Origin of the sequence: Rhizobium sp. YJ-22 (assembly GCF_029601685.1) — a bacterium.
GTDB lineage: Bacteria > Pseudomonadota > Alphaproteobacteria > Rhizobiales > Rhizobiaceae > Metarhizobium.
This window is the reverse complement of sequence record NZ_JARRIR010000001.1, coordinates 84,392-110,643: the sequence shown is the minus strand read 5'-3', so window position 1 is coordinate 110,643 and position 26,252 is coordinate 84,392. Positions and strand designations below refer to the sequence as shown.

The 26,252-nt window shown below is 65.1% G+C and carries 20 protein-coding genes; 18 read left to right on the top strand and 2 right to left on the bottom strand.

Annotated features, from left to right (window positions below; translation table 11 throughout):
• The first annotated feature begins 1 nt into the window (after position 1).
• The 18 genes from P7F60_RS00490 (at position 2) to P7F60_RS00405 (ending at position 20,981) form a co-directional block, all read left to right on the top strand.
• On the top strand, positions 2 to 580 hold the full coding sequence (locus tag P7F60_RS00490) for a phage tail tape measure protein (RefSeq protein ID WP_277915742.1): 579 nt from the start codon (positions 2 to 4) through the stop codon (positions 578 to 580).
• 10 nt (positions 581 to 590) lie between these two features.
• Entirely contained in the window at positions 591 to 1,223 is a 633-nt protein-coding gene (locus tag P7F60_RS00485; RefSeq protein ID WP_166096824.1) for a DUF2460 domain-containing protein, read from the top strand.
• A complete protein-coding gene (locus P7F60_RS00480; protein ID WP_277915741.1) occupies positions 1,220 to 2,104 on the top strand; it encodes a DUF2163 domain-containing protein in 885 nt (294 codons plus the stop codon). The genes P7F60_RS00485 and P7F60_RS00480 overlap by 4 nt, the downstream gene beginning before the upstream one ends.
• Positions 2,101 to 2,526, top strand: a complete 426-nt coding sequence (locus P7F60_RS00475; RefSeq protein ID WP_166096822.1) for an NlpC/P60 family protein — start codon at positions 2,101 to 2,103, stop codon at positions 2,524 to 2,526. Before P7F60_RS00480 ends, P7F60_RS00475 begins: the two co-directional genes overlap by 4 nt.
• Before the next feature lie 9 nt (positions 2,527 to 2,535).
• Positions 2,536 to 6,378: a glycoside hydrolase/phage tail family protein gene (locus tag P7F60_RS00470; RefSeq protein ID WP_277915740.1), complete on the top strand. Its 3,843-nt coding sequence runs from the start codon at positions 2,536 to 2,538 to the stop codon at positions 6,376 to 6,378.
• Positions 6,379 to 6,396: 18 nt separating this feature from the next.
• Positions 6,397 to 6,618, top strand: coding sequence for a hypothetical protein (locus P7F60_RS00465; RefSeq protein WP_166096773.1), 222 nt, complete (start codon positions 6,397 to 6,399; stop codon positions 6,616 to 6,618).
• A gap of 200 nt (positions 6,619 to 6,818) precedes the next feature.
• A complete protein-coding gene (locus P7F60_RS00460; protein ID WP_166096825.1) occupies positions 6,819 to 7,067 on the top strand; it encodes a hypothetical protein in 249 nt (82 codons plus the stop codon).
• Positions 7,068 to 7,112: 45 nt separating this feature from the next.
• Complete coding sequence (locus P7F60_RS00455) at positions 7,113 to 7,784, top strand: response regulator transcription factor (protein WP_277915739.1); 672 nt, start codon at positions 7,113 to 7,115, stop codon at positions 7,782 to 7,784.
• Between the two features lie 97 nt (positions 7,785 to 7,881).
• A complete protein-coding gene (locus tag P7F60_RS00450; protein ID WP_277915738.1) occupies positions 7,882 to 9,288 on the top strand; it encodes a HAMP domain-containing sensor histidine kinase in 1,407 nt (468 codons plus the stop codon).
• A gap of 113 nt (positions 9,289 to 9,401) precedes the next feature.
• Positions 9,402 to 9,830: a hypothetical protein gene (locus tag P7F60_RS00445; RefSeq protein WP_277916480.1), complete on the top strand. Its 429-nt coding sequence runs from the start codon at positions 9,402 to 9,404 to the stop codon at positions 9,828 to 9,830.
• Positions 9,831 to 9,985: 155 nt separating this feature from the next.
• Positions 9,986 to 11,119: a c-type cytochrome biogenesis protein CcmI gene (ccmI, locus tag P7F60_RS00440; protein ID WP_277916479.1), complete on the top strand. Its 1,134-nt coding sequence runs from the start codon at positions 9,986 to 9,988 to the stop codon at positions 11,117 to 11,119.
• Positions 11,116 to 11,565 carry a cytochrome c maturation protein CcmE gene (gene ccmE / locus P7F60_RS00435; protein ID WP_277915737.1) on the top strand — a complete coding sequence of 150 codons (450 nt, stop codon included), beginning with the start codon at positions 11,116 to 11,118 and terminating at the stop codon, positions 11,563 to 11,565. The genes ccmI and ccmE overlap by 4 nt, the downstream gene beginning before the upstream one ends.
• Positions 11,562 to 13,550, top strand: coding sequence for a heme lyase CcmF/NrfE family subunit (locus P7F60_RS00430; protein WP_277915736.1), 1,989 nt, complete (start codon positions 11,562 to 11,564; stop codon positions 13,548 to 13,550). The genes ccmE and P7F60_RS00430 overlap by 4 nt, the downstream gene beginning before the upstream one ends.
• The gene (locus P7F60_RS00425; protein ID WP_277915735.1) at positions 13,547 to 14,002 is read left to right on the top strand and encodes a cytochrome c-type biogenesis protein; all 456 of its coding nucleotides are present in this window, start codon (positions 13,547 to 13,549) and stop codon (positions 14,000 to 14,002) included. Before P7F60_RS00430 ends, P7F60_RS00425 begins: the two co-directional genes overlap by 4 nt.
• 125 nt (positions 14,003 to 14,127) lie before the next feature.
• Complete coding sequence (locus tag P7F60_RS00420) at positions 14,128 to 15,666, top strand: Do family serine endopeptidase (protein WP_277915734.1); 1,539 nt, start codon at positions 14,128 to 14,130, stop codon at positions 15,664 to 15,666.
• Positions 15,667 to 15,749: 83 nt separating this feature from the next.
• Entirely contained in the window at positions 15,750 to 16,505 is a 756-nt protein-coding gene (locus P7F60_RS00415; protein ID WP_277915733.1) for a response regulator transcription factor, read from the top strand.
• 20 nt (positions 16,506 to 16,525) lie between these two features.
• Positions 16,526 to 17,935, top strand: a complete 1,410-nt coding sequence (locus tag P7F60_RS00410) for an ATP-binding protein (protein ID WP_277915732.1) — start codon at positions 16,526 to 16,528, stop codon at positions 17,933 to 17,935.
• An 88-nt stretch (positions 17,936 to 18,023) separates the two neighbouring features.
• Positions 18,024 to 20,981, top strand: a complete 2,958-nt coding sequence (locus tag P7F60_RS00405; protein WP_277915731.1) for a bifunctional [glutamine synthetase] adenylyltransferase/[glutamine synthetase]-adenylyl-L-tyrosine phosphorylase — start codon at positions 18,024 to 18,026, stop codon at positions 20,979 to 20,981.
• Positions 20,982 to 20,984: 3 nt separating this feature from the next.
• Here P7F60_RS00405 and P7F60_RS00400 read toward each other — a convergent pair whose 3' ends face one another.
• Both P7F60_RS00400 and pepN read right to left on the bottom strand, forming a co-directional pair.
• Positions 20,985 to 23,300, bottom strand: coding sequence for a PAS domain-containing sensor histidine kinase (locus tag P7F60_RS00400; RefSeq protein WP_277915730.1), 2,316 nt, complete (start codon positions 23,298 to 23,300; stop codon positions 20,985 to 20,987).
• A 153-nt stretch (positions 23,301 to 23,453) separates the two neighbouring features.
• Entirely contained in the window at positions 23,454 to 26,102 is a 2,649-nt protein-coding gene (gene pepN / locus P7F60_RS00395) for an aminopeptidase N (RefSeq protein WP_277915729.1), read from the bottom strand.
• Positions 26,103 to 26,252 lie beyond the last annotated feature (150 nt).

Here is a 26,252-nt window from a genome sequence, read left to right as displayed (position 1 = left end):
CATGGACGACCAGTCCCTCGACGACATGACCCGCAATGCTTCCGCGCTTGGCGAGGTTCTGACCGACCTCGAAACCCGCTCGCGCGCCTTCGGCTCGGTGCTATCCGGGGCGTTGCGGCAGGCGGCCAGCGGCAGCAAGAGCCTTGAAGATATCTTGCGCGGCGTCGGCACACGGCTTGCCGATATCGCGCTTTCGGTCGGGCTGAAGCCGCTGGAAGGGCTGGTCGGCAATGCCGTCTCCGGCCTTGCCGGCAATCTTGGCTCGCTCTTCGCCTTTTCGCGCGGCGGCGTGCCGGGCCGGGTGACGCCGTTTGCCGAAGGCGGCATCGTTTCCGCGCCGACCTATTTTTCGATGGAAGGCGGGCATGGCCTGATGGGCGAGGCCGGCGCCGAGGCCATCCTGCCGCTGAAACGCGGTTCCGATGGTGCGCTCGGCGTCGCCGCCGCTGCCGCTGCCGGTGGCGGCACCAGCATCGTCTTCAACATCACCACTCCCGACGCCGAAAGCTTCCGCCGCAGCGAAGGCCAACTCTCCGCCATGCTTGCCCGCAGCGTCGGGAAAGGGCAGCGGAATATTTGAGGAAAGAAACATGCCGGGATTTCATGAAGTGCGGTTTCCGCTGCGGCTGTCGCTATCGACCAGCGGCGGACCGGAGCGGCGGACGGATATCGTCAATCTGACCAATGGGCGTGAAAGCCGCAACCGGCGCTGGCGTGCGGCGCGGCGCTCCTACGACGCGGGATCGGGGGTGCGCTCCATCGACGATCTCTATGAGGTCGCGGCGTTTTTCGAGGCGAGGAGCGGGGCGCTCTACGGGTTTCGGTTTCGCGATCCGTTCGATGACAAGTCGTGTCCGCCGGGGGAGAGCGTTTCGGCGATGGACCAGCTTCTGGGAACCGGGGATGGGACGCGGACGGACTTTCAGCTCCTCAAGACCTATGCGGATGCCGGCGGCGGGGTCGAGCGGGTGATCGCCAAGCCGGTGGCGGGGACGGTGGTGGTTTCCGTCGCGGGCAGTCTGACGCCGCCCTGGGATTTTGCCTGCGATCCGGCGACTGGGGTTGTCGTCTTCTCCACGCCTCCGGCGGCGGGGGCGGCGGTGCGGGCGGGGTTCGTCTTCGACGTGCCGGTGCGCTTTGCGACCGACCGCATCGATATCAGCCTGCAATCCTTCAAGGCCGGCCGCATCCCTTCCATTCTCCTGATCGAGATCACGCCATGAGAGAGATCCCGGCCCCGCTTGCCGCCCATATCGCCGAGGGCGCGACCACGCTCTGCCATGCCTGGCGGGTGATCCGCCGCGACGGCACCGTCTTCGGCTTCACCGGGCATGACGGAGACCTGATGTTTGCCGCCACGCATTTCGCCGCCGCCAGCGGCTTTTCCGCCAGCGATGCGGAGACCGAAGCCGGCCTGGCCGCGACGACCGCGGACGTCGCCGGCGGTTTTTCCAGCGAGGCCATCACCGAAGCCGACCTGACGGACGGGCGTTACGACGGGGCGCGGGTGGAGGTCTATCTCGTCAACTGGGCAAAGCCTGAGCAGCACATGCTGCTGCGGGTGCAGGAGATTGGCGAGGTGACCCGAAGCGACGGCGATTTTCGCGCCGAATTGCGCAGTTTTACGCATAAGCTCGGACGCGATCAGGGCCGCATCTATGGGCGACGTTGCGACGCGACGCTGGGCGACCGGCGCTGCGGCGTCGATCTCCCGGCCTATCGCGGCAGCGGCGTGGTGACGGCTGTCATTGACGGCCAGACGGTGAAGGTTTCGGGGATTTCCGGTTTTGCGGCCGGCTTCTTCCGCTACGGCGTTTTGAAATTCACGGGCGGTCCACTCTCGGGCTTGTCCTTCGATATCGACGACCACAGGCTGGAGGAAGGGGCGGTGGCGCTGACCTTCTGGCTGCCGCTGCCGCGCCCGGTGACGTCAGGGGCGGCGTTCGAGGTCACGGCGGGCTGCGACAAGGCGTTTTCCACCTGCTGGGCGAAATTTGCCAACCAGCTCAATTTCCAAGGATTTCCGCATATTCCAGGCTCGGATTTCGCCTACTCCTATGCGGATGGCGAGACCGTGCATGACGGGCGGGCGCTGTTCGAATGAGCAGCGTCGGCGAAAAAGTTTTGGCGGCGGCCGAAATGTGGATCGGCACGCCCTATCGCCATCAGGGATCGCGGCGCGGCATCGGCTGCGATTGCCTGGGCCTCGTGCGCGGCATCTGGCGGGATTTGTATGGCAGCGAGCCGGAACCGCCCACGCCTTACGCGCCCGATTGGGCGGAACGCTGCGGCGAGGAGCGGCTGCTGGAAGCGGCCGGGCGGCATTTCCTGCCTGTCGATGCGATGCGGCCCGGCGATCTGCTGATCTTCCGCTGGCAGGCGGCTTATGCGGCAAAGCATGCCGGCATCTTCTGCGGCGAGGCGCATTTCATCCATGCCTATGAGCAGGCGGCGGTGATCCGCTCGCCGCTGACGCCTTCCTGGCGCCGGCGCATCGCCGGCATCTTCCGCTTTCCCGAACTTTGAGGTGATCCAATGGCGACCATTCTGTTTCAGGCGGCGGGTGCGGCGCTGGGCGGCGTCTTCGGGCCGGTCGGCGCGATCATCGGCCGTGCCGCCGGGGCGCTCGCCGGCAATGTCGTCGACCGGGCGCTGATCAACGGCACCCGCACCATCTCCGGCCAGCGCCTGGCGACGGCGCGCATTCCCGGCGCCGATGACGGCACCTCCATCAACCGTCTCTACGGCACCGCCCGCATCGGCGGCACGCTGATCTGGGCGACGCGGTTCGAGGAAGAGGTGTCCGTCGAGCGCGCCGGCGGCAAGGCGACGGGGCCGCGCGTCGAAAATTTCCGCTATTACGCCAATCTCGCCGTCGGCCTGTGCGAAGGCGAGATCGCCAGCGTTCGCCGCGTCTGGGCAGACGGGCGCGAGATCGACCTGACGAATATCGAGATGCGGGTGCATAACGGCAGCCGCGACCAGCTGCCCGATCCGCTGATCGAGGCGAAGCAGGGGACAGGCAAGGCGCCGGCCTATCGCGGGCTGGCCTACGTCGTCTTCGAGCGGCTGCCGCTCGACACCTTCGGAAACCGCATTCCGCTGTTCCAGTTCGAGGTGCTGCGCACCGTCGGTCGGCTCGAAAGCCAGATCCGGGCGATCACCGTTATTCCGGGATCGACCGAGCATGGCTATTCCACCGTGCCTGTGACCGAAAGCCTCGGGCCGGGCAGCGTTCGCACCATGAACCGCCATAACCTTACGCATGCGACGGACTGGGCCGCCTCCATCGAAGAATTGACGGCCGTCTGCCCAAATCTGGAAAGCGTGGCGTTGGTCGTCTCCTGGTTCGGCACGGATTTGCGGGCGGGACATTGCCGCATCCTGCCGGGCGTCGAGACACTGGGGCGCGAGGACGAAAGCATTCCGTGGATCGTCTCCGGCATTCCGCGCAGCGATGCGCATCTGATCAGCACCAGCAATGGCGGGCCAGCCTATGGCGGCACGCCGAACGACGCCAGCGTCGTGACGGCCATCGCCGATCTCAAGGCGCGCGGCCTGAAGGTGTTTCTCTATCCCTTCCTGATGATGGACGTGCCGCTCGGCAATGGCCTGCCCGATCCGCATGGCGGGGCGGAGCAGGCGGTCTATCCCTGGCGCGGGCGCATCACCTGTCATCCCGCGCCAGGCCGGCCGGGCTCGCCGGATCGAAGTGCGGCCATCCGCACGGCGGTTTCCGCCTTTTGCGGCGATACGGCGGTCGGGGATTTCACGGTCATGGGGACGGAAGTCACCCATACCGGGACGGCGCAAGGCTATCGCCGGCTGGTGCTGCATTATGCCCACCTGGCAAAAGCGGTCGGCGGGGTCGATGGTTTCATCATCGGCTCGGAATTGCGCGGGCTGACGCAATTGCGCGACGAGACCAATGCCTTTCCTTTCGTGCAGGCGCTGGTGACGCTGGCCGGCGAAGTGCGCGGCCTGCTGGGGCCGGCGGCGAAGCTGACCTACGGCGCCGACTGGACCGAATATTTCGGTTATCACCCGCAGGATGGCAGCGGCGACGTTTATTTCCATCTCGATCCGCTCTGGGCCTCGCCGGCCATCGATGCGGTCGGGATCGACAATTACATGCCGCTCTCCGATTGGCGCGATGCCGATCTCTTGGCGGAAAACCCGGATGGCGCGCGCACGGCCGACGATCCGGTGTCGCTGAAGGCGGCGGTGGCCTCGGGCGAGGGGTTCGACTGGTACTACGCCAGCGACGCCGACCGCAAGGCCAGGCTGCGCAGCCCGATCACCGATGGTCTCGCGGCAAAGCCCTGGGTCTTCCGTTACAAGGACATCCACGGCTGGTGGTCGAACCGGCATTATGACCGTATCGGCGGCGCGGAGGCGGGAACGCCCACCGCATGGCTTGCGGGCATGAAGCCGGTATGGCTGACCGAACTCGGCTGCCCGGCCATCGACAAGGGCGCGAACCAGCCGAATGTTTTCGTCGATCCGAAATCCTCGGAGAGTTTTGCGCCCTATTTCTCCAACTGGATGCGGCTCGACAGCATGCAGCGCCGGTTTCTGGAGGCCCATCACGATCACTGGACGGGGGCGGAGGCGCCGGCCGGGATGCTGGATGCGTCGAAGTCCTTCGTCTGGACCTGGGATGCGCGGCCGTTCCCGGCTTTCCCGCAGGAAAAGAAGGTGTGGAGCGATGGTAGCAACTGGACGACCGGCCATTGGATGAACGGCCGTCTCGGGGCCGGAACGCTGGCGGAGGTCATCGCCGCCGTCCTGCGCGATCACGGCTTTTTCGCTTTTGACGTCGAGGAGGTCAGCGGCGATATTCCGGGCTATGTGCAGGGCGAGATCGCTTCGGCGCGGGCGCTGATCGAGCCGCTGATGCTCGCCTTCCAGGTCGATGCTTACGAGGATGGGCCGATCCTGCGGTTTCGTTCGCGGCTGAAGGCGAGCCGACCGGCCAAAGTGATCGACGTGCTGGCCGACATCGATGGCCAGCCCCTCTGGACGGAAAACCGCAATCACGACGCCGATCATGCCGGCGAGGCGATCATCGGATTTTACGACCAGTTCCTCGATTATGAGCAGGCAAGCAGCCGCTCGCGCCGGGTGGCTGTTACCAACGACCGGGTGCTGCGCTGCGATCTCGCCGCCAGCCTTGCCAAGGAGATGGCGCTGGCGGGGGCGGAAGCCTTGCTGCGCGACCAGTTCGTCGCCCGCCGCTCGGTCAGGTTCGATCTCGCGCCCTTTGATCTCGATCTCCAGACCGGCGATGCGGTGGAACTGCCGACCGGGCCGGGCGGGCGTTTCCTCGTCACCCGCATCGAGGACGGCAAAACGCGGCATGTGGAAGCCCGCGCCTTCGCCGCCTCCACCGCCACGCGCCCACCCTCGCCACAGGACGAGCCGGCGCCGGGTGGCGGCGGGGTCTTTCCCTTCGCGCCGTTGCTGGTCTTTCTCGATCTGCCGCGTTTCGAGGGAGGCCCCTCCGGCGATTTCGCCCGCGCCGCGCTCTATGCGAAGCCGTTCCGGCGCAGCGTGTTGTCGTCTTCGGCGGGAACGGAAGGGTTTCGGCCACGCGCGGCGCTGGAGCGTCCGGCGCGGATCGGGAGCCTGCAAGCGGCGTTGTCGCCGGGCGTGCTCGGGCGTTTCGACCGGGCGAACAGCCTGACCGTCGACCTGCCCTTTGGCGCGGCGGCGAGTGCTGCCCGTGCCGCCGTGCTGGCGGGCGAAAACCGTCTCGCGGTGCGGTGCCGCGATGGCGGCTGGGAAGTGCTCTGCTACAGCGCGGGCGAGGAAATCGCCCCCGGCCGCTGGCGTCTCACAGGCCTGCTGCGCGGGCTGGGCGGCAGCGATGTGGCGATGCGGGCAGGCGCGGAAGCGGGAGCCCGCGTCGTTTTCCTCGATTCGGCCGTCCGGCCGCTCGGGCTGATGGCGGAAGAGATCGGCCTGTCGTTGAACTGGATTGCGGAAGCCGCGGGCGGGCAGGGCGCGACCGCGCCGCAGGCCTTTGCCGGCGGCATTCGCGCCGAAACGCCGCTGGCGCCGGTGCATCTGAGCGGCCGGCGTCTGGCCGGCGGCGACATCCGCTTCACCTGGGTGCGGCGCGGGCGATACGACGCCGACGACTGGGATGCGGCCGATATCGCGCTCGACGAGCCGGAGGAGCGTTACCGGGTCGAGATCCTCGATGGATCGCTCGTGCGCCGCAGCGTCGAAGTGACCGCTCCGGTCTACAATTATCCGTCGGCATTCGAGGCGGCGGATTTCGGCGGGCCGCAGGCGGCGCTGTCGCTGCGCATTCGCCAGATGGGGCGCCGGGTGCCGCTCGGGGATGCGGCGGAAAAAATGGTTTCACTCTAATTTGAAGGGAGACGCGACATGAACGAATCGAAGCCATGGTATCTTTCCAAGACCGTCTGGGGCGCGGCACTTGCCATTCTCGCCTCGCTGCTGCATCTCGCCGGCGTCGAGATCGGGGTGGAGGAGCAGGGGGCGCTGGCTGATCAGCTCGTTGCCTTCTGCGGGGCGGCGGGCGCGCTGCTGGCGGTTTACGGGCGGATTTCCGCCCGTCACGCCATCGGCCAAAGCCGGCGGGAATGACAGGAAAACGGCCCATTCATTTGCCATTCAGGCGGGGTTGGTTAAGTATGCACTATGGAACATGGCGCGCAAAAGCGTGATACGGGCTTGCGATACCGCCGTGATTTCGTGAAAAACTTGAAGTGTCGTCGCATGCGGTTGTGCCGGATGCGACGGGTTTTTCGACTGGTATCGACGCGTTTTCGGTGGAAGTAGAGGCGATGGCATCTCCGGCGATCTTAGCAACCCTGGCCGCCGGGCTTTCGGCGGCGGCTCCGCAGGATAACGGCATGAGCATACTGGTGGACGTTACCGGTGACTGCGCGGCGGCGGCCGAGCAGGTCGTGGCCGAAACCGGCGGCCAGCTTCTGTCCGCCCAGCCCTCCGGAGATTCCTGCGTCATCACTGTGCTGATCCAGGGCAATGGCAGCGAACGGCCGCGCAAGGTCCGCGTCAAGGTTCCGATGTAAGCAGGCCATGCCTGTTTGAAACTTTCGATGGAGTGACCTGCGGACATGCGAATTCTTGTGGTCGAAGACGATGCGACGCTGAACCGTCAGCTGGCGGATGCGCTGAAGGAGGCCGGCTATGTCGTCGACCAGGCCTTCGACGGCGAGGAGGGCCATTATCTCGGCGATTCCGAGCCCTATGACGCCGTCATCCTCGATATCGGCCTGCCGGAAATGGACGGCATCACCGTTCTCGAGAAATGGCGCGCGCAGGGCCGGACCATGCCGGTGCTGATCCTGACCGCCCGCGACCGCTGGAGCGACAAGGTGGCCGGCATCGACGCCGGCGCCGACGATTACGTCGCCAAGCCCTTCCATGTCGAGGAAGTGCTGGCCCGCATCCGCGCGCTCATCCGCCGCGCCGCCGGCCACGCCTCCTCCGAGATCGTCTGCGGGCCGGTGCGGCTCGATACCAAGACCTCCAAGGCCTCGGTCAACGGCGCCCAGCTCAAGCTCACCTCGCACGAGTTCCGGCTGCTCTCCTATCTCATGCATCACATGGGCGAGGTGGTGTCGCGCACGGCGCTGGTCGAGCATATGTACGATCAAGATTTCGACCGCGATTCCAATACGATCGAAGTTTTCGTCGGCCGCCTGCGCAAGAAGATGGGCGTCGATCTCATCGAGACGGTGCGCGGCCTCGGCTATCGCATGCAGGCGCCGGGCGCGGCAAAGTAACGAGCATTCCGGGAAAAATGCGGAACGCGGGTTCCGCTCGGTAATGCAATAGAACAAAAATGAATTCTTCAGGACGCGCGGGGGCGTTGCGACGGAAATGACCTTCGGTGCTCGTTCTCTCACCGCCCGCGTGCTGCTGCTCGCCACCCTGTGGTCGGCGGTGGCGCTGGTGGCGATTGCGGTGGTCATCTCGACATTGTACCGCGAAAGCGCCGACCGGGGCTTTCAGGATCTGCTGCGCGCCCAGCTCTACAACGTCGTCAACTCGATCTCGATCGGCGAGAACAGCACGCTGGCGGGCAATCCCCAGCTCGGCGACCTGCGCTTCTCGCAACCGAAAAGCGGCTGGTACTGGATCATCGAGCCGCTCGGTACCTTTTCCACCGGGCCGCTGGTGTCGTCGTCGCTGGGCCTGTCCAACCTCAAGGTGCCCTCGGTCGCCGAGGTGCCGTTCGACAGCAATTACGAGCGTTTCTACACGCTCGACGACGGCAACGGCAATCGTATCCAGGTCGCCGAGACCGAGGTGGTGCTCGATCAGGAGGGCCGCGCGGCGCGCTTTCGCGTCAGCGGCAATCTCGCCGTCGTGGAGAATGATATCGCCGCCTTCGACAACAGCCTGTATCTGGCGCTGGCCGTGTTCGGCTTCGGTAGCCTGATCGTCAATGCGCTGGCCATTCTCTACGGTCTGAAACCGCTCGATCACGCGCGCGCGGCCCTCGAACATATTCGCGGCGGCGAGGCGGAGCGGCTGCAGGGCGAATTTCCCCGCGAAATCCAGCCGCTGGCCAACGAGATCAATGCGCTGATCGACAGCAATCGGCGCATCGTCGAACGCGCCCGCATGCAGGTCGGCAATCTCGCCCATTCGCTGAAAACGCCGATCGCCGTGCTGCTCAACGAGGCGCGCGTGCTCGACCGCCAGCATGGCGAACTGGTGCGCCATCAGGCCGAAGCCATGCAGGGGCAGGTGCAATCCTATCTCAATCGCGCCCGCATCGCCGCCCAGCGCGATTCGGTGCTGGCGCGCACCGAGGCGGAGCCCGCCCTGGAACGGCTGGTGCGTGTCATGCGTCGATTGAACGCGGACAAGGAATTCGAGCTGGTCATCGACCCGCCGCACCTTTCGCTGGCGATGGAACAGCAGGATGTCGAGGAAACCGTCGGCAATCTCCTGGAAAACGCCGCCCGTTTTGCCGAGCGGCGTGTGGTCGTCACCGCCAATGCCGCCCCGGCCGACGTCAAGGGCGCCGACCCTGCGCGAAAGTCCTGGGTGGAGCTGACCGTCGAGGATGACGGCCCCGGCCTCGATGCCGATCAGATCCGCGAGGCGATGAAACGTGGCCGGCGGCTGGACGAAAGCAAGCCCGGCACCGGCCTCGGCCTGTCGATCGTGCGCGAGATCACCTCGGAATATCACGGGCTGATCGACCTGTCGCGCGGTGCCTCGGGCGGGCTGAAGGCGCGGCTAATTTTACCCGCCGTGACAAAGGACATTGCGTGAGGTCGATTGCGATGTCAAAAAAGGCGGACGGTCACAATGACGCCACGCGAAGCCCTCACCAGTGCAAGGAACTTGATTTGACGATTGCCGAGCGCAAATACTGGTTTGATTCCATGCATGTTTCCACGCGTTGCCTCACCCTTGCCGCGCTCGTCGCGACGATAGCCCTTGCCGGCTGCAAGACAACCGGAACGGGCAGCATCGCCCCGACGCCGGCGGTGGCTTCGGCGCCCGGCTCGACCGCCTTCATCACCGCCCTGCAGGGCGGCATCGTCGGCCGCAGCGGCGTGACGCTCAGCACGTCGGACCGTCAGCGGGCGCTCGAGGCCGAATACCGGGCGCTGGAAGCCGCCCCCGGCGGCCAGCCGGTCGCCTGGAGCGGCCGCGGCGTCAGCGGCGAGGTGGTTGCGGCCGCGCCCTATCAGGTCGGGTCACAGAATTGCCGGCAATATACTCATACGCTGAAGCTGGAAGACCGGCAGGCGGTGGCGCGCGGTGCGGCCTGCCGCAACGCCAACGGAAGCTGGTCGCCTTTGACTTAAAGCAATGTACGCTGCGTCCTTTGCGGCTACGGCCTATGCGGGAAACATGCGCGTTTTCGCGATTTGAAGAAAGCGGAAACGCTTCAGAACACAAATCCGCGTGAGCGGCGCGTTTGCCTGTTGGAATGACCGGGCGGGTACAGTAATTGGGCGCTATGCTATTCTGGATATTTGTCGCGATCCTCACGGCGGCCGTCGCGGCCGCGCTGCTCTACCCTCTGCTGCGCGGCGCGCATGCGGGCGCCGACGACCGCGCCGGCGAGGCCGCCGTCTATCGCGACCAGCTCCGCGAACTGGACCGCGACCGCCAGCAGGGATTGATCACCGACGGCGAAGCCGAATACGCCAGGGCCGAGATCGCTCGCCGTTTGCTGGCGGTTTCCGGCGGTGTCGCGGCCGGCGATCCGACAAAACCCTCCGCCCGCCGTCGTCGCGTGGCGGAAATTCTCGTCATTCTCTGTCTTCCCGCAATCGGGCTCGGTATCTATCTCGATACCGGCAGTCCGGAGCTTCCCGCACAGCCGCTGCAGGCGCGCCTCGACAATCCCGGCAACGATGTCGGCATCCTGATCGTCAAGGCCGAACAGCATCTGGCCAAGAATCCGGATGACGGCGCCGGCTGGGATTTGCTGGCGCCGATCTATGTCCGCAACATGCGTCTTGGCGACGCCGAAATGGCCTATCGCAATGCCATCCGCCTGATCGGACCGAGCGCCGAGCGCCTGAACGGCCTTGGCGAGACGCTGGTCGCCGCTGCCGATGGCGTCGTGACCGCCGATGCGCGCGCCACGTTCGAAGCGGCCCTGAAGCTGGAGCCGCAGAATTTTCGCACCCGCTTCTACATAGCTCTGGGTAAGGAACAGGCCGGGCAATATCCCGATGCCAAGGGCGATTTCGAGGCGATCCTCAAGGACTCGCCGGCCAATGCGCCCTGGCTGTCGCTGGTGAAGCAGCACATCACCTTGAACAGCGGCCCGCCCGTGGCGATCGCGCCCGGCAATCCTACCGAGCAGCAGGTGGCGGATGCTCAGGCCATGTCGAGCGACGACCGCACGCAGATGATCGAAGGCATGGTCGCCGGCCTCGATGCAAAACTTGCCGAAGACCCGAACAACATCGAAGGCTGGCTGCGGCTGGTGCGCTCCTACACCGTTCTCAAGCAGCCGGACAAGGCGGGCGAGGCGCTGAAGCGCGGCCTTGCCGTCTTCCCCGCCGACAGCGCCGGGGGCAAGCAGTTGCTGGCGCTCGCCGCCGAACTCGGCCTTTCCACCGCAGGAGCCAGCCAATGACCCGCAAGCAGAAGCGCCTTGCCGTGATCGCCGCCGGGATGGGCTTCATCGCCGTCGCCGCCATGCTGGTCCTCTATGCCTTCAGCCAGTCGATCGCCTATTTCTACATGCCGGCCGACCTGGCGAAAACGCCGGTGCCTCCGGAAACCCGCATCCGCCTCGGCGGTCTCGTCGGCGAGGGCTCGGTCGTGCGCGGCAATGGCTCGACCGTCGCCTTTTCGGTCACAGATGGCGAGGGTACGGTGAAGGTCACCTATACCGGCCTGCTGCCGGACCTGTTCCGCGAAGGGCAGGGCGTGGTCACCGAAGGCAAGTTCGAGCCGGGCAGCGACGTTTTCCAGGCCGATTCAGTGCTTGCCAAGCATGACGAGAACTACATGCCGAAAGAAGTTGCCGACCGCCTGAAGGAAAAGGGCGTCTGGGCCGGGCAGGAGCAGACCCAATGAGCGTCGAACTCGGTCACTACGCCCTCGTCCTGGCGCTTGCCGTCGCCATCCTGCTTTCCATCCTGCCGATGTGGGGCGCGCGCCGCAACGATCAGGCGCTGATGGATATCGGCTCCGTCGCCGCCGTCGTGCTGTTCGCGCTGGTGGCGTTTTCCTTCGGCGTGCTGGCGCATGCGCATCTGGTGTCGGATTTTTCCGTGCGCAATGTCTGGGAAAACTCGCATTCGCTGGTGCCGACCCTGTACAAGATCTCCGGTGTCTGGGGCAATCACGAGGGATCGATGCTGCTCTGGCTGCTGATCCTGACGCTGTTCAGCGCGCTGGTGGCACTGTTCGGGCGCAACCTGCCGGACCGGCTGCGCGCCGACGCGCTCTCGGTGCAGGGCTGGATTTCGGCGGCTTTCGCACTGTTCATCCTGCTGACCTCCAACCCGTTCCAGCGCCTCAGCCCGGCGCCGGCGGAAGGGCAGGATCTCAATCCTGTGCTGCAGGACGTCGGCCTCGCCATCCATCCGCCGCTGCTTTATCTCGGCTATGTCGGCTTTTCCGTCTGCTTCTCCTTCGCCATCGCGGCATTGATCGAGGGCCGCATCGATGCCGCCTGGGCGCGCTGGGTGCGGCCATGGACGCTGGCTGCCTGGACCTTCCTCACCGCCGGCATCGCCATGGGCTCCTACTGGGCTTATTACGAGCTCGGCTGGGGCGGCTGGTGGTTCTGGGATCCGGTCGAAAACGCCTCTTTCATGCCCTGGCTCGCCGGCACGGCGCTGTTGCATTCGGCGCTGGTGATGGAGAAGCGCGAGGCGCTGAAGATCTGGACCATTCTACTGGCGATCCTGACCTTCTCGCTGTCGCTGCTTGGCACCTTCCTCGTCCGTTCCGGCGTGCTGACCTCTGTTCATGCCTTCGCCACCGATCCGACGCGCGGCGTCTTCATCCTCGCCATCCTGGTGATCTTCATCGGCGGGGCGCTGTCGCTGTTTGCCTTCCGCGCGCCGATGCTGAATGCCGGCGGGCTGTTTGCGCCGATTTCGCGCGAGGGCGCGTTGGTGCTCAACAATCTCATCCTGACCGTCTCGACCGCGACGGTGCTGATCGGCACGCTCTATCCGCTGCTTCTGGAGGCGCTGACCGGCGAGAAGATCTCCGTCGGCCCGCCATTCTTCAACCTGACCTTCGGGCTGCTGATGGTGCCGCTGCTGCTCGCCGTCCCCTTCGGGCCGCTGCTGGCGTGGAAGCGCGCCGACCTGCTCGGCGCGCTGCAACGCCTGTTCGTGGCCGCCGGCCTGTCCTTCGCCGTGGCGCTGGTCTTTTATTACGATCAATATGGCGGACCGGTCATGGCCGTCTTCGGGCTTGCCGCCGGCCTGTTCCTCGTCTTCGGGGCCTTGACCGATCTGTGGCTGCGTGCCGGCTTCGGCAGGCTGTCGACCTCGATCGGCTTGCGGCGACTGGCCGGCCTGCCACGTTCGGCCTTCGGCACGGCGCTGGCGCATATGGGCCTCGGCATCACCGTCCTCGGCATCGTCGCCGTCACTGCCTTCGAGACTGAGCATGTGGTGGAGATGAAGCCGGGCATGAGCGTTCCCGCCGGAGGCTATAGCCTCACCTTCGACGGCATGAAATCGGCTGTCGGCCCGAACTACACAGAGGATCGCGGCCATTTCACCATCCGCCGTGGCGGCACGGTCAAGGCCGACGTCTGGTCTTCGAAGCGCCTCTACACGGCGCGCCGCATGCCGACTACGGAAGCCGGCATCGTCACCTTCGGCCTGAGCCAGGTCTATGTGTCGCTCGGCGACTTGATGGCCGATGGCGGTATCGTCGTGCGGATCTGGTGGAAGCCCTACATCCTGTGCATCTGGGGAGGCGCGCTGGTGATGATGCTTGGCGGTTTCGTCTCGCTCAGCGATCGCCGCCTGCGGGTCGGGGCGCCCAGCCGCCGTGCGCGCCCCGCAGGTCCGGCGCTGGAGCCTGCCGAATGATCCGCCGGCTCGTCCTTGCGCTGCTTCTCTGCCTCTCGGCCCTGCCGGCGCTGGCCGTCAATCCGGATGAAATCCTCGCCGATCCGGCCCTGGAGGCCCGCGCAAGGGCGCTGTCGTCGCAACTGCGCTGCATGGTCTGCCAGAACCAGTCGATCGACGATTCCAATGCCGAGCTTGCGCGCGACCTGCGCCTGCTGGTGCGCGAGCGCATCACCGGCGGCGACAGCGACCAGCAGGTAATCGATTACGTTGTGTCGCGTTACGGCGAATTCGTGCTGCTGAAGCCGCGGCTGAGCGCCCATACCTATCTTCTGTGGGGCGCGCCGATTGCGCTGTTCGTCATCGGCGCCATCGCCATGGCGGTGTATGCCCGCTCCCGCGTCGCCCGTCCGACCGGCCGGAAACTCAGCGACGAGGAACAGGCGGCGCTGGATCGCCTTCTGAAGGAATAAGCCGGCCGACATTACCAAAAATTCATCGGCCGGACAGTTCTTTGTAAGGTACGTCTTCCTATATCTTCTGCATCGAATGAATTCGCCCGCAACGGGGGCGAAGAGATGAAGGAAAGCGACCAGGCATGTTCAACAAAGGCAAACCCTCCACCAAGACCCTGCTGAAGGCGACGACCGTTGCCGGTCTTGCCGCCGTGATGCTCTCCACGGGCGTTCCCTCGACGATTCACAACAGTTTCGCAGCGCCGGTCGAAGTCACCGCGCCGCAGGTTCCGAGCTTCGCCAATGTGGTCGAGGCGGTTTCCCCGGCCGTCGTTTCGGTGCGCGTCCAGTCCAACGTTCAGAACACCGCCAACGACGAAAGCGGCTTCAGCTTCAACTTCGGCGGTCGCGGTTTCGACGAACTGCCGGACGACCATCCGCTGAAGCGCTTCTTCCGTGATTTCGGCGGCCCGAACGGCCCCGGCAATCGCGCCGAGCGGCCGCGCAAGGGCCCCGGCAAGGGCCATCTGCGCCCAACCGCGCAAGGCTCCGGCTTCTTCATTTCCGAGGACGGCTATCTCGTCACCAACAATCACGTCGTTTCCGATGGCGCAGCCTATACGGTCGTGATGAACGACGGCACCGAGCTGGATGCCAAGCTGATCGGCAAGGATAGCCGCACCGATCTTGCCGTGCTGAAAGTCGACGACAAGCGCAAGTTCACCTATGTGAAATGGGCTGACGACAACAAGGTGCGGGTTGGCGACTGGGTGGTTGCCGTCGGCAATCCTTTCGGCCTCGGTGGCACCGTCACGGCCGGCATCATCTCGGCCCGTGGCCGCGATATCGGCTCCGGCCCCTATGACGATTACATCCAGGTGGACGCGGCGGTGAACCGCGGCAATTCGGGCGGCCCGACCTTCAACCTGAGCGGTGAAGTCGTCGGCATCAATACCGCGATCTTCTCGCCCTCAGGCGGTAATGTCGGCATCGCCTTCGCAATCCCCGCCACCGTCGCCAAGGACGTGGTCGCCGACCTGATGAAGGACGGCAAGGTCGATCGCGGCTGGCTCGGCGTGCAGATCCAGCCGGTCAGCAAGGATATCGCCGAATCGCTCGGCCTCTCCGAAGCCAGCGGCGCGCTCGTTACAGCTCCGCAGGAGGATTCTCCGGGCCTGAAGGCCGGCATCAAGAAGGGTGACGTGGTCACCGCCGTCAACGGCGAACCGGTCAAGGATCCGCGCGATCTCGCCCGCCGCATCGCCGCCTTCCCGCCGGGTTCCAAGGTCGAAGTCTCGCTGTGGCGTGACGGCAAGGCGACCTCGACCACCGTCACGCTCGGCACGCTGCCGGCCGACAACAAACAGGCCCCGACCGAAACCCCTGATCAGGGCGACGACACCGGCGGCAAGGAGCTTTCCGCGCTCGGCCTGACGCTGTCGCCTTCCGAGGACGGCAAGGGCGTGACCGTGACCGCCGTCGATCCGGACTCCGACGCCGCCGACAAGGGCCTGAAGGAAGGCGAGAAGATAACCTCCGTCAACAATCAGGAAGTGTCTTCGGCCGCCGATGTCCAGAAGGTTCTTGAGCAGGCCGCCAAAGACGGGCGCAAGAAGGCCCTGTTCCAGATCGAATCCAGCAGCGGCAACCGCTTCATGGCGCTTTCGATCGATCAGGGCTGACCCCTCGCAACAGGCAAAGCCGGGGTCGCGCAGTCTGGAATCGGCTGCGCGGCCCTTTTTCTTTCGGCATCGAGGAGAAGAGCATGGACACGATTCAACCATCCGAATTGCCCCGCGAGGCGGGTTGTGCGGCCGTGGGACGTGAGGGTAATGTCCCGGCCATGAAGATTCTCGTGATCGAAGACGACCTCGAAGCCGCTGCCTACCTCACAAAAGCCTTTCGTGAGGCGGGGATCGTCGTCGACCATGCCAGCGACGGCGAAAGCGGCCTGTTCATGGGCAGCGAAAACACCTATGACGTGATGATCATCGACCGCATGCTGCCGCGCCGCGACGGCCTGTCGGTGATCAGCGAATTGCGCCGCAAGGGCATCCATACGCCGGTGCTAATCCTCTCGGCTTTGGGACAGGTGGACGACCGCGTGACGGGCCTGCGCGCCGGCGGCGACGATTACCTGCCGAAACCCTATGCCTTCAGCGAGCTTCTCGCCCGCGTCGAGGTGCTCGGCCGCCGCAAGGGGGCTCCGGAGCAGGACATGGTCTACCGCGTCGGCGATCTCGAACTCGACCGGCTGTCGCATGAGGTGCGCCGCGCCGGCAAGGAGATCCTGCTGCAGCCGCGCGAATTCCGCCTGCTGGAATATCTGATGCGCAATGCCGGCCAGGTGGTCACCCGTACCATGCTGCTCGAAAACGTCTGGGATTACCACTTCGACCCGCAGACCAACGTCATCGACGTGCATGTCTCGCGCCTGCGCTCCAAGATCGAGAAGGATTTCGACCAGCCGCTGCTGAAGACCATTCGCGGCGCCGGTTACATGATCAAGGACGAGGGCTGAAACATTCCGGCGCCCGTGGCATGACCCCTTTCCGCGTTGTCTTCAAATCGACGGCCGTGCGCCTGTCGGCGCTCTATATCGTGCTGTTCGCGCTCTGCGCCGCCTTTCTGGTGTTCTATGTCACGGCGCTGTCCGAGCGCATCCTCAGCCAGCAGACGCGCGAGACGCTTGAGCAGGAGGTGGCCGACGTCCAGCGCGCCTACAATCGCGCCGGGCTGAACGGCATGTTGCGGCTGATGGAGCGCCGCTCGCGCCAGCCGGGCGCCAATCTCTACGTCATCGCCAGCCCCTCCGGCGAGATTCTGGCCGGCAACGTCGCCTCGGTGCAGCCGGGCGTCTTCGACGAGGAGGGCTGGACGACGCTGCCCTTCCAGTACGAGCGTTATTCCGAAAGCGGCTCGCCGGTGCCGCATCAGGCCAATGCGCATGTCTTCGTGCTCGACAACGGCTTGCGCGTGTTGATCGGCCGCGACCTTGGCGAGCCACAGAAATTGCGGCTGCTGGTGCGCCGCGCGCTGATGGTGGCGCTCGGCGTCATGGGATTGGGGGCGCTGGTCATCTGGTTCGGGATCGGCCGCAATGCGCTGAAACGCATCGATCGCATGTCGGCGGCCAGCACCAAGATCATGGCCGGCGACCTCTCGCAGCGCCTGCCCGTCGGCGGCTCCGGCGACGAATTCGACCGCATGTCGGAATCGCTGAACGCCATGCTCGGCCGCATCGAGAAGCTGAACGAGGGCCTGCGGCAGGTCTCCGACAACATCGCCCACGATCTCAAGACGCCGCTGACCCGCTTGCGCAACAAGGCCGCCGACGCGCTCGACCAGCCCTCCGACGAGGCGCGCCGCGCCGGGCTGGAAGGCATCATCGCCGAATCGGACCAGTTGATCCGCACCTTCAACGCGCTGCTGATGATCTCGCGTGTCGAGGCGGGCTCCGTGGCGGCGGAAATGTCGGATATCGACCTTTCGGCCATCGTCACCGACAGCGCCGAGCTTTACGAGCCGGTGGCCGAGGAAGCGGGCATGGCGTTGACCACGGACATCGCCGGCGGCATCGTCGTGCATGGAAACCGTGAGCTGATCGGCCAGGCGATCTTCAATCTCGTCGACAATGCCGTGAAATATTCCGCCGACTGCACTGGCGAGCCGCGCATCGAGGTGTCGCTCAAGCGCCGCGACGACGATATCTGCATCTCCGTCGCCGACCATGGCCCGGGCATTCCCGAGGATCGCCGCGAGGAGGTGGTCAAGCGTTTCGTCCGTCTCGACGAAAGCCGTTCCAAGCCCGGAACCGGCCTCGGCCTGTCGCTGGTCGAGGCGGTCATGGAGCTGCATTCCGGGCGGCTGGAGCTTAGCGACACCGCGCCGGGGCGCGAGGAGGGGCGCGGCCTGACCGTGACGATGATTTTCCCGCCGCCATCGGCCTGATCGTCTGCATTTTGGCCTGCAAAACCGCGCGGGGTCGTTTCCGCTTTTCATCGTCCTGCGTTAAATGGGGTATGGCGGAGGATTTTGCATGACGGCAGAAGAGAAGGTTTCACGCCTCGTCGACGTGGCGCCGGGGGTGCTGAAACCCCTGAACCAGTCCGAACTGAAGGCTGTGAATGCCGAGCTGAAGGACATGGCCAAGGCCGAGCCGGCGATTGCCGAGGCCTTTGCCGCCCATCCCGATTTCCGGGATTTCCTGGCAGCCGCGCTGACGCTCTCGCCCTTTTTCCGCGATATCGCCGTCACCCATCCGACCCTGCTTGTCGAGGCCCTGTCGCGGCCGGTGGAGGAGGTGCTGGCCGGCACGGTCGAGGCCGCGCGTGCCGCCTGGCGACCGGAAGACGACGTTTTGCCGAACGAGGCCGAGGTGATGAGCCGGCTGCGCATCGCCAAGCGCAAAATCTCCTTCGTTACCGGTCTTGCCGATCTCGCCCGCCTGTTCGATGCGCGCCAGACGACGGCATGGCTCAGCCGGCTGGCCGAAGCCTGCGTTTCGGCCGCCGTCGATCACCTGCTGCTCGCCGGCCACCACACGGGCAAGCTGAGACTTGCCGATCTCGCCACGCCGAGCAAGGGCAGCGGCCTGATCGTGCTCGGCATGGGCAAGCTCGGCGCCCGCGAGCTCAACTATTCCTCCGATATCGACCTCGTCGTCTTCTTCGAGTTGTCGGCCGGCATCGTCGCCGATCCCGAGGAATCGAGCGAGGTTTTCGCCCGTATGATGCGGCGGCTGCTGCGCATCATGCAGGAGCGCACCGCAGACGGTTATGTCTTCCGCGCCGATTTGCGCCTGCGGCCCGATCCCGGCTCGACGCCGCTGGCGATCCCGGTCGAGGCGGCGATGATCTATTACGAGGGGCGCGGCCAGAACTGGGAGCGCGCCGCCTATATCAAGGCGCGGCCCGTGGCCGGCGATCTCACGGCGGGCGAAGCATTTTTGCGCGACCTGACGCCCTTCGTCTTCCGCAAATATCTCGACTATGCTGCGATTGCCGATATCCATTCGATCAAGCGGCAGATCCATGCTCATAAGGGCCACGGCGCCATCGCCGTGAAGGGCCACAACGTCAAGCTGGGGCGCGGCGGCATTCGCGAGATCGAATTCTTCGCCCAGACGCAGCAGCTCATCGCCGGCGGCCGCATGCCCTCTCTGCGCTGCAAGGCGACGCAGGAGGCGCTGTGCGAACTGACCCGCGCCAAATGGATCGACGAGACCACTTGTGAGGAACTGATCCGCTGCTACTGGTTCCTGCGTGATGTCGAGCACCGCATTCAGATGGTGCGCGACGAGCAGAGCCATCTGCTGCCCGAAACCGATGCCGAGTTGAAGCGCATCGCGCTGATGCTCGGCTTTGCCGATACTGGAGCCTTTTCGCAGGCGCTCTCCGAGATTCTGAAGACGGTCGAGCGGCGCTATGCCGACCTCTTCGAGCAGGAAGCGAAACTCTCGGGCGAAGCCGGCAATCTGGTTTTCACCGGCCAGAACGACGACCCCGACACGCTGAAGACGCTGCAAAAGCTCGGTTTCGAGCGGCCGGCGGATATTTCGCGCGTGGTGCGCACCTGGCATTACGGCCGCTACCGCGCCACGCAATCGGTCGAGGCGCGCGAGCGGCTGACGGAGCTGATGCCGGACCTGCTGAAGGCTTTTGGCGAGAACAAGCGCGCCGACGAGGCCTTTTTGCGCTTCGATGCGTTTCTGGCTGGATTGCCGGCCGGCATCCAGCTTTTCTCGCTGCTGGGCAACAATCCCGCACTGCTGTCGCTGATCGTCACCATCATGGCCTCCGCGCCACGTCTGGCCGATATCATCGCGGCGCGACCGCATGTCTTTGACGGGATGCTCGATCCCGGCCTGCTGTCGCAATTGCCGACCCGCGAGCTTTTAACCGAGCGGATGCGGCAATTCCTCTCCGGCAGCCGTCACTATGAGGAAACGCTGGATCGCCTGCGCATCTTCGCAGCCGAGCAGCGTTTTCTCATCGGCATCCGCCTGCTGACCGGCGCGATCAACGGCGACATGGCTGCGCGGGCCTTCACCCATCTGGCGGATCTGACCATCGCCGCCGCGCTGGAGGCGGTGGAGACCGAGGTGAAGGCGACGCATGGCGCGTTTCCCGGCGGGCGTGTGGCGCTGCTCGGGCTCGGCAAGCTCGGCAGTTTCGAGCTGACCGCCGGTTCCGACGTCGATCTCATCCTGCTCTACGACTATGACGACGCGGCGGTGGAATCGGACGGGGCAAAACCGCTCGATCCGATGCGTTACTTCACCCGCCTGACGCAACGGCTGATCGCCGCCATCTCGGCGCCGACGGCCGAAGGCGTGCTCTACGAGGTCGACATGCGCCTGCGCCCTTCGGGCAATAAGGGGCCGGTCGCGACCCGCATTTCCGCCTTCGAAAAATATCAGGAAACCGAGGCCTGGACCTGGGAGCATATGGCGTTGTCCCGCTCACGCTTCATCGCCGGCGATGCCAGCCTGATCGCGCAGGGCGAGGGCATCGTCTCCGCCGTGCTGCACCGCCGCCGCGATGTCGCCAAGGTCGCGAAGGATGTCACCGAGATGCGCGGCCTGATCGAATCGGAAAAGCCGCCGCACAATGCCTGGGATCTGAAGCTCGTTCCCGGCGGCCTGATCGATATCGAGTTCATTTCGCAATATCTGGCGCTGATCGCGCCCGCGAAGGGCAGGCCGGTCGCGCCGCAAGGGGTCAGCACCCATGAAGCGCTGAAGCTGCTCGGCGAGGGGCTGATGGAAGCCGAAAACCTCGACACATGCCTCGATGCGCTCAGACTTTATACGGATATTTCGCAGATCGTGCGCCTATGCATCGACAGCGATTTCGATCCCAGAGATGCGCCGGCCGGGCTGGTCGATCTTGTGACACGCGCCGCCGATTTTCCCGACACAAAAACGCTTGAGGCTGAGTTGAAGCGGCTTTCCAAGGCGGTGCGCAAGATTTTCCAGGCGACCGTCACGGCCTGAGATTCACGCCTCGTCGGGAATGCTGAGCGAGATGACGGTGCCGAGGTTTTCGCGCGAGCGGATGCGCATCGCACCGCCATGCAGGCGGATCAGCGAGCGGGAGATGGCAAGCCCCAGTCCCGAGCCGCCCTTGCTCTTGGCATACTGGCTCTGCACCTGCTCGAAGGGCTGGCCGATCTTGCCGAGCGCCGATTTGGGAATACCGATGCCGGTATCGGCGATGGTGATGACGGCGGCGCCGTCGATCTTGCGCGCCCGCACCGCGACATTGCCGCCTTCGTTGGTGAATTTCACCGCGTTCGACAAGATGTTGAGCAGGATCTGCTTGATGGCGCGGCGATCGGCGGAAACGGTCAGCCCGTTCGAGATGCGCTGCGCCACCTCGATATTCTTGTGCGCGGCGGGGATGGCGGTGAAGCGCAGGCTCTCCTCGATCAGTGGCGCCAGATCGACGCTTTCGCGCTGCAGCTTCATATGGCCGGCCTCGATCTTCGACATGTCGAGGATGTCGTTGATGACGTTCAAAAGATGCTTGCCGCTGTCGTGGATGTCCTTGGCGTATTCGTCGTATTTCGGCGAGCCGACCGGGCCGAACATCTGGTTGAGCAGCATCTCGGAAAAACCGAGGATGGCGTTGAGCGGCGTGCGCAGCTCATGGCTCATATTGGCGAGGAATTCCGACTTGGCGCGGTTGGCCGCCTCGGCGCGTTCCTTTTCCGCCTGGTAATTGGCGTTGGCGACGGAAAGCTCGGCCTTCTGGCGCTCCAGCGTCTGGCGCGAAGTCGAGAGGTCGTTGATCGTCGCCATCAGACGGCGCTCGGAATCGCGCAGGCGCTCCTGGTTGCGCTTCAGCAGGGTGATGTCGGTGCCCACCGATACCATGCCGCCGTCGCGGGTACGGCGCTCGTTGATCTGCAGCCAGCGCTCGTCGGCAAGCTGCACTTCCGCCGTCTGCGAATAGCCGGAACGGTCCGGATCGGCGATGCGGCGCTCGATCACCGGCCGCGCCGCTGCCGCATTGACGACGAGACGCTCGGTGCCGGGCACCAGCACACGGTCCGGCAGGCCATAGGCCTGCTGGTAATGGGCGTTGCACATCACCAGCCGGTCGTTCTTGTCCCACAGCACGAAGGCCTCGGACGTGCATTCGATGGCGTCGGCCAGGCGCTGGTCGGCCTCGGCATAGCGCTGCGCCAGCCGGTGCTGCTCGGTGACGTCCATGGCGATGCCGATCATGTGGACGCGGCCGGAGGCGGTGCGGATCACCTGGGCACGGGCGCGCATCCAGACGTAGTGCCCGTCCGCATGGCGCATACGGAACACCTGGTCCACTTGCCGCGCCTTGCCGCGCGCCACGGCCCGCGCCAGCGCATTGAGATTACCGTCGCTCGGATGCATCATCCGCGCTGCCTCGGCAAAGGCGATGTAATTGTCCGAATGCGGCTGTCCCAACATCTCGTACATCGATCGCGACCAGTAAAGCCGGCGATTGGCGAAATCGAAATCCCACAAGCCGCAGCGGCCGCGCGACAGCGCGGTTTCCACCCGCACGTTGGATTCGAGAAAGGTCTCGTCCGCATCGCGGGCGCGGCGCACCTGATTGTAATAGGCGTAGAGGATGACGAACAGGATCGACGATATGCCGGCGAACAGGGTGACGTTCAGCGCCACGTCCTCGCGCCAGAGCGTGTTGATCTGCCTTTGCGGCGCCAGCGCCAGCACGAGGCCGCCCTGCTGGCCGGCAAGCCTCAGCGCGCCGTAATAGGGCTCGTCGGCGATGCGGGTTTCGATGACGCCGCTGTTGCGGCCGGAACGGCCGAGCGTGGCGACCTCCGGCAGGATATCGGAAAGGCGACGGCCGACGAAGGCCGAGCCGGCCGCCGACGCGGCGAAGACATTGCCTTCCTCTCCGACCAGCAGCAGGAAGGTGCCGGGCGACAGACGATCCTGCGGCAGGAATGACGCGAGACGCTTTTCCGCCTCCACGCGCGCGCCGGTCGAAAACAGGGCCTCGTTGCCCGAGAAGACGGCGGCGGCCCCGGTCGCGGAAAGGTAGACCGATTGCTGCATGGCCTCATGCAGGCGTGTCTGCTCGGACATCATGCCGACCGCCCGCGCGGCGGCGACGACGATCAGGAACGCAACGATGAGGATGGGAATGGAGCGCTTGAGAAAAGGCTCCATGTTGGACAGCCGGCGCGTCACGGGCTCGGCCATCAGCCGCCCTTGCGCGCCAAGCCGATGATCCGCCACGGACTGGGTTGGAAATCGAAGTCGCAGCCCTTCGCCGGCTGCGGTTGCCCGCTGCGCGTCCGCCATCTTAACCTATTGATCCTCGTGGGATTCGAAGGCGCCGCCCGCCCGAATCTGACCTAATGAATCAAACGCGATTCGGCTTGTCCAGAGAAAAGTTAAGAGATTTTAAAGGAATGGATGGTGCCGACGGTGAAAAACACCGCCGGCTTCAAGGGTTTAGCCTTTGAGAATGCGTTCGACGATATCGCGCACGTCTGTCGAAAGATCGTTGGAACGCTCGATTCGCATCAGCGCTTCGCGGGCGTGGTCGGCGCGAGCCGGCTCCAGCAGACGCCAGGAGCGCAGCGAGGTGAGGATGCGTGCGGCAAGCTGCGGATTGCGCCGGTCGATATCCAGGATCTCGTCGGCAAGAAACGCATAGCCGGCGCCATCGGCGCGGTTGAAGCCGGTCGGGTTCGAGAAGGCGAAGGTGCCGACCAGAGCGCGCACGCGGTTCGGGTTCTTGGGGTTGTAATGCGGGTTCTGCTGCAGCGCCCGGACACGGGTGAGCGCGCCGTCGCCGGGAATGGTCGCCTGGATGGTCAGCCACTTGTCGATGACCAGCGCATTGTCGCGGAACCGGCTTTCGAAGGCGGCAAGCGCATCCAGCGTTTCCGGCGCATCGGGGAAGCGATGGGCGAGGATGGTCAGCGCCTGCGCGAGATCCGTCATGTTGTTGGCGGCCTTGAAGGCGGCGCTGGCGCGGGCCGGATCGTTCTCGGCATACGAGAGGAAGCTGAGCGCGATGTTGCGCAGCGCCCGTTTGCCGGCGCTTTCCGCATCCGGGCTGAAGGCGCCGGGCGTGGTCATGCCGTCGTAGAGCGACTGGAACAGGTCGGCGCCGGCCGTGGCGACTGCGGTCAGGATCGCGGTGCGGCCGGCATGGATAGCGTCGGGGTTGTTGTCGCTGCCAAGCTCGCGGGCGATCTCCGCCTCGCTCGGCAGGGTCAGCGCCTGGGCGCGGAAGGCGGGCTCCAGCGTCTCGTCGCCGGCGGTGGCCAGCAGCGCCTCGATGAATGCCGGGTCGCAGGCGATGTCGCGCCCCTCGCGGGCGTCACGCGCAGCCTGCGTCAGGTTCGGCAGGGCGATGTCGATCAGCGCCTGCCAGCGTGCGAACTGGTCGCTTTCATGGCGGGCGATATGGGCGAGATCGGCTGGTGTCTGATTGAAATGCAGGTTGATCGGCACCGAGAAGCCGCGATTGAGCGATACGACGGGGCGTGATGGAATGCCGGAAAACACCGCCGTCTGCGCCCGCTGCGTCAGGTGCAACACATCGCCGGTCATCTCGATGCCACTGACGGAGGCGGGCGTCACCTCGCTGCCGTCTTCCAGCAGCAGGCCGAGGCGCAGCGGAATAAGCATCGGCTCCTTGGCCGACTGGCCGGGCGTCGCCGGGATCATCTGCTCCAGCGACAGCGAAAAAGTGGCGTTGGTTGCATCATAGGCGCCGGAGGCGGTGACGACCGGCGTGCCGGCCTGGCTGTACCACAGCGAGAATTGCGTCAGGTCGCGGCCGGTCGCATCCTCGAAGCATTTGACGAAATCCTCGACCGTCGCGGCCTCGCCGTCATGGCGCTCGAAATAGAGGTCCATGCCGGCCTTGAAGCCGTCGCGACCGAGCAGGGTGGCGATCATCCGCGTGACCTCGGAACCCTTCTCATAGACGGTCGTCGTGTAGAAGTTGTTGATTTCGCGATACTTCACCGGGCGCACCGGATGGGCCAGCGGCCCGGCATCCTCGGTGAACTGCTCCGCCTTCAGGTGGCGCACCTCGGCGATGCGCTTGACGGCGCGCGAGCGCTGGTCGGCGGAAAATTCGTGGTCGCGATAGACCGTCAGCCCTTCCTTGAGGCAGAGCTGGAACCAGTCGCGGCAGGTGATGCGGTTGCCGGTCCAGTTGTGGAAATATTCATGCGCGATGATCGCCTCGATATTGGCGTAGTCGGCATCGGTGGCGGTTTCCGGATCGGCCAACACGTATTTGTCGTTGAAGACGTTGAGACCCTTGTTCTCCATCGCCCCCATGTTGAAATCGGAAACGGCGACGACCATGAAGATGTCGAGGTCGTATTCGCGGCCGAACACCTCCTCGTCCCATTTCATCGAGCGCTTCAGCGCATCCATGGCATAGGCGGCGCGGGCTTCCTTGCCGTGCTCGACATAGATTTTCAGCGCGACTTCACGGCCGGAGAGGGTGGTGAAGCTGTCCTCGACCACGCCGAGGTCGCCGGCGACCAACGCGAAGAGATAGCTGGGCTTGGGATGCGGATCGAACCAGGCGGCAAAATGCTTGTCCGGGCCGAAGCCGGCGCCGCCGAGGAAATTGCCGTTGGACAGCAGCAGCGGATTGGCGGCCTTGTCGGCGATGATGTTGACCGTATAGGGCGCCAGCACATCCGGCCGGTCGGGGAAATAGGTGATGCGGCGGAACCCTTCGGCCTCGCACTGGGTGCAATAGATGCCGTTGGAGCGGTAAAGCCCCATCAGCTGCGTATTGGCTTCCGGATTGATGATGGTGGTGATCGTCACCTCGAAAGGCGTCGCTTCCGGCAGGTCGCGTATGGTCAGCGCCTCCGGTGTTGCGGTATAACGGGCGGCATCGATTTCGCTCTGATCGACCAGCAGGCCGGCCAGCGTCAGCTCGTCGCCGTCGAGCACCAGCGGCGCGGCCACATCGACGCCCTCGCGGCGATGGAAGATCAGCCGCGCCTCCACCTTGGTCTCGGTGGGGTCGAGTTCGAATGTCAGGTCGACACGTTCCAGCACGAAGTCGGTCGGGCGATAATCTGCCAGATGGATCACTTGGCCGGTGTCTGTGCGCATGAGAATTCCTGAGCGGCTGGAACGGGTCGGTCGAGACTGGCCCGGCGTTCCAAGTCGAATGGTGCGCAATGCCAGAGATCGAGCCGGATAGTCTCATCTAAATCTGAACGATTGTTAAAATTCGAAGCAAATCGAGACGATATTCGAACG

Coding starts and splice junctions, on each gene's coding strand:
- P7F60_RS00460 (WP_166096825.1), top strand. CDS start 6,819: ATGGCATCTCCGGCGATCTTAGCAACCCTGGCCGCCGGGCTTTCGGCG.
- P7F60_RS00445 (WP_277916480.1), top strand. CDS start 9,402: ATGCATGTTTCCACGCGTTGCCTCACCCTTGCCGCGCTCGTCGCGACG.
- P7F60_RS00455 (WP_277915739.1), top strand. CDS start 7,113: ATGCGAATTCTTGTGGTCGAAGACGATGCGACGCTGAACCGTCAGCTG.
- pepN (WP_277915729.1), bottom strand. CDS start 26,102: ATGCGCACAGACACCGGCCAAGTGATCCATCTGGCAGATTATCGCCCG.
- P7F60_RS00485 (WP_166096824.1), top strand. CDS start 591: ATGCCGGGATTTCATGAAGTGCGGTTTCCGCTGCGGCTGTCGCTATCG.
- P7F60_RS00475 (WP_166096822.1), top strand. CDS start 2,101: ATGAGCAGCGTCGGCGAAAAAGTTTTGGCGGCGGCCGAAATGTGGATC.
- P7F60_RS00450 (WP_277915738.1), top strand. CDS start 7,882: ATGACCTTCGGTGCTCGTTCTCTCACCGCCCGCGTGCTGCTGCTCGCC.
- P7F60_RS00415 (WP_277915733.1), top strand. CDS start 15,750: ATGGACACGATTCAACCATCCGAATTGCCCCGCGAGGCGGGTTGTGCG.
- P7F60_RS00465 (WP_166096773.1), top strand. CDS start 6,397: ATGAACGAATCGAAGCCATGGTATCTTTCCAAGACCGTCTGGGGCGCG.
- ccmI (WP_277916479.1), top strand. CDS start 9,986: ATGCTATTCTGGATATTTGTCGCGATCCTCACGGCGGCCGTCGCGGCC.
- P7F60_RS00490 (WP_277915742.1), top strand. CDS start 2: ATGGACGACCAGTCCCTCGACGACATGACCCGCAATGCTTCCGCGCTT.
- P7F60_RS00480 (WP_277915741.1), top strand. CDS start 1,220: ATGAGAGAGATCCCGGCCCCGCTTGCCGCCCATATCGCCGAGGGCGCG.
- P7F60_RS00430 (WP_277915736.1), top strand. CDS start 11,562: ATGAGCGTCGAACTCGGTCACTACGCCCTCGTCCTGGCGCTTGCCGTC.
- P7F60_RS00400 (WP_277915730.1), bottom strand. CDS start 23,300: ATGGCGGACGCGCAGCGGGCAACCGCAGCCGGCGAAGGGCTGCGACTT.
- ccmE (WP_277915737.1), top strand. CDS start 11,116: ATGACCCGCAAGCAGAAGCGCCTTGCCGTGATCGCCGCCGGGATGGGC.
- P7F60_RS00405 (WP_277915731.1), top strand. CDS start 18,024: ATGACGGCAGAAGAGAAGGTTTCACGCCTCGTCGACGTGGCGCCGGGG.
- P7F60_RS00470 (WP_277915740.1), top strand. CDS start 2,536: ATGGCGACCATTCTGTTTCAGGCGGCGGGTGCGGCGCTGGGCGGCGTC.
- P7F60_RS00420 (WP_277915734.1), top strand. CDS start 14,128: ATGTTCAACAAAGGCAAACCCTCCACCAAGACCCTGCTGAAGGCGACG.
- P7F60_RS00425 (WP_277915735.1), top strand. CDS start 13,547: ATGATCCGCCGGCTCGTCCTTGCGCTGCTTCTCTGCCTCTCGGCCCTG.
- P7F60_RS00410 (WP_277915732.1), top strand. CDS start 16,526: ATGACCCCTTTCCGCGTTGTCTTCAAATCGACGGCCGTGCGCCTGTCG.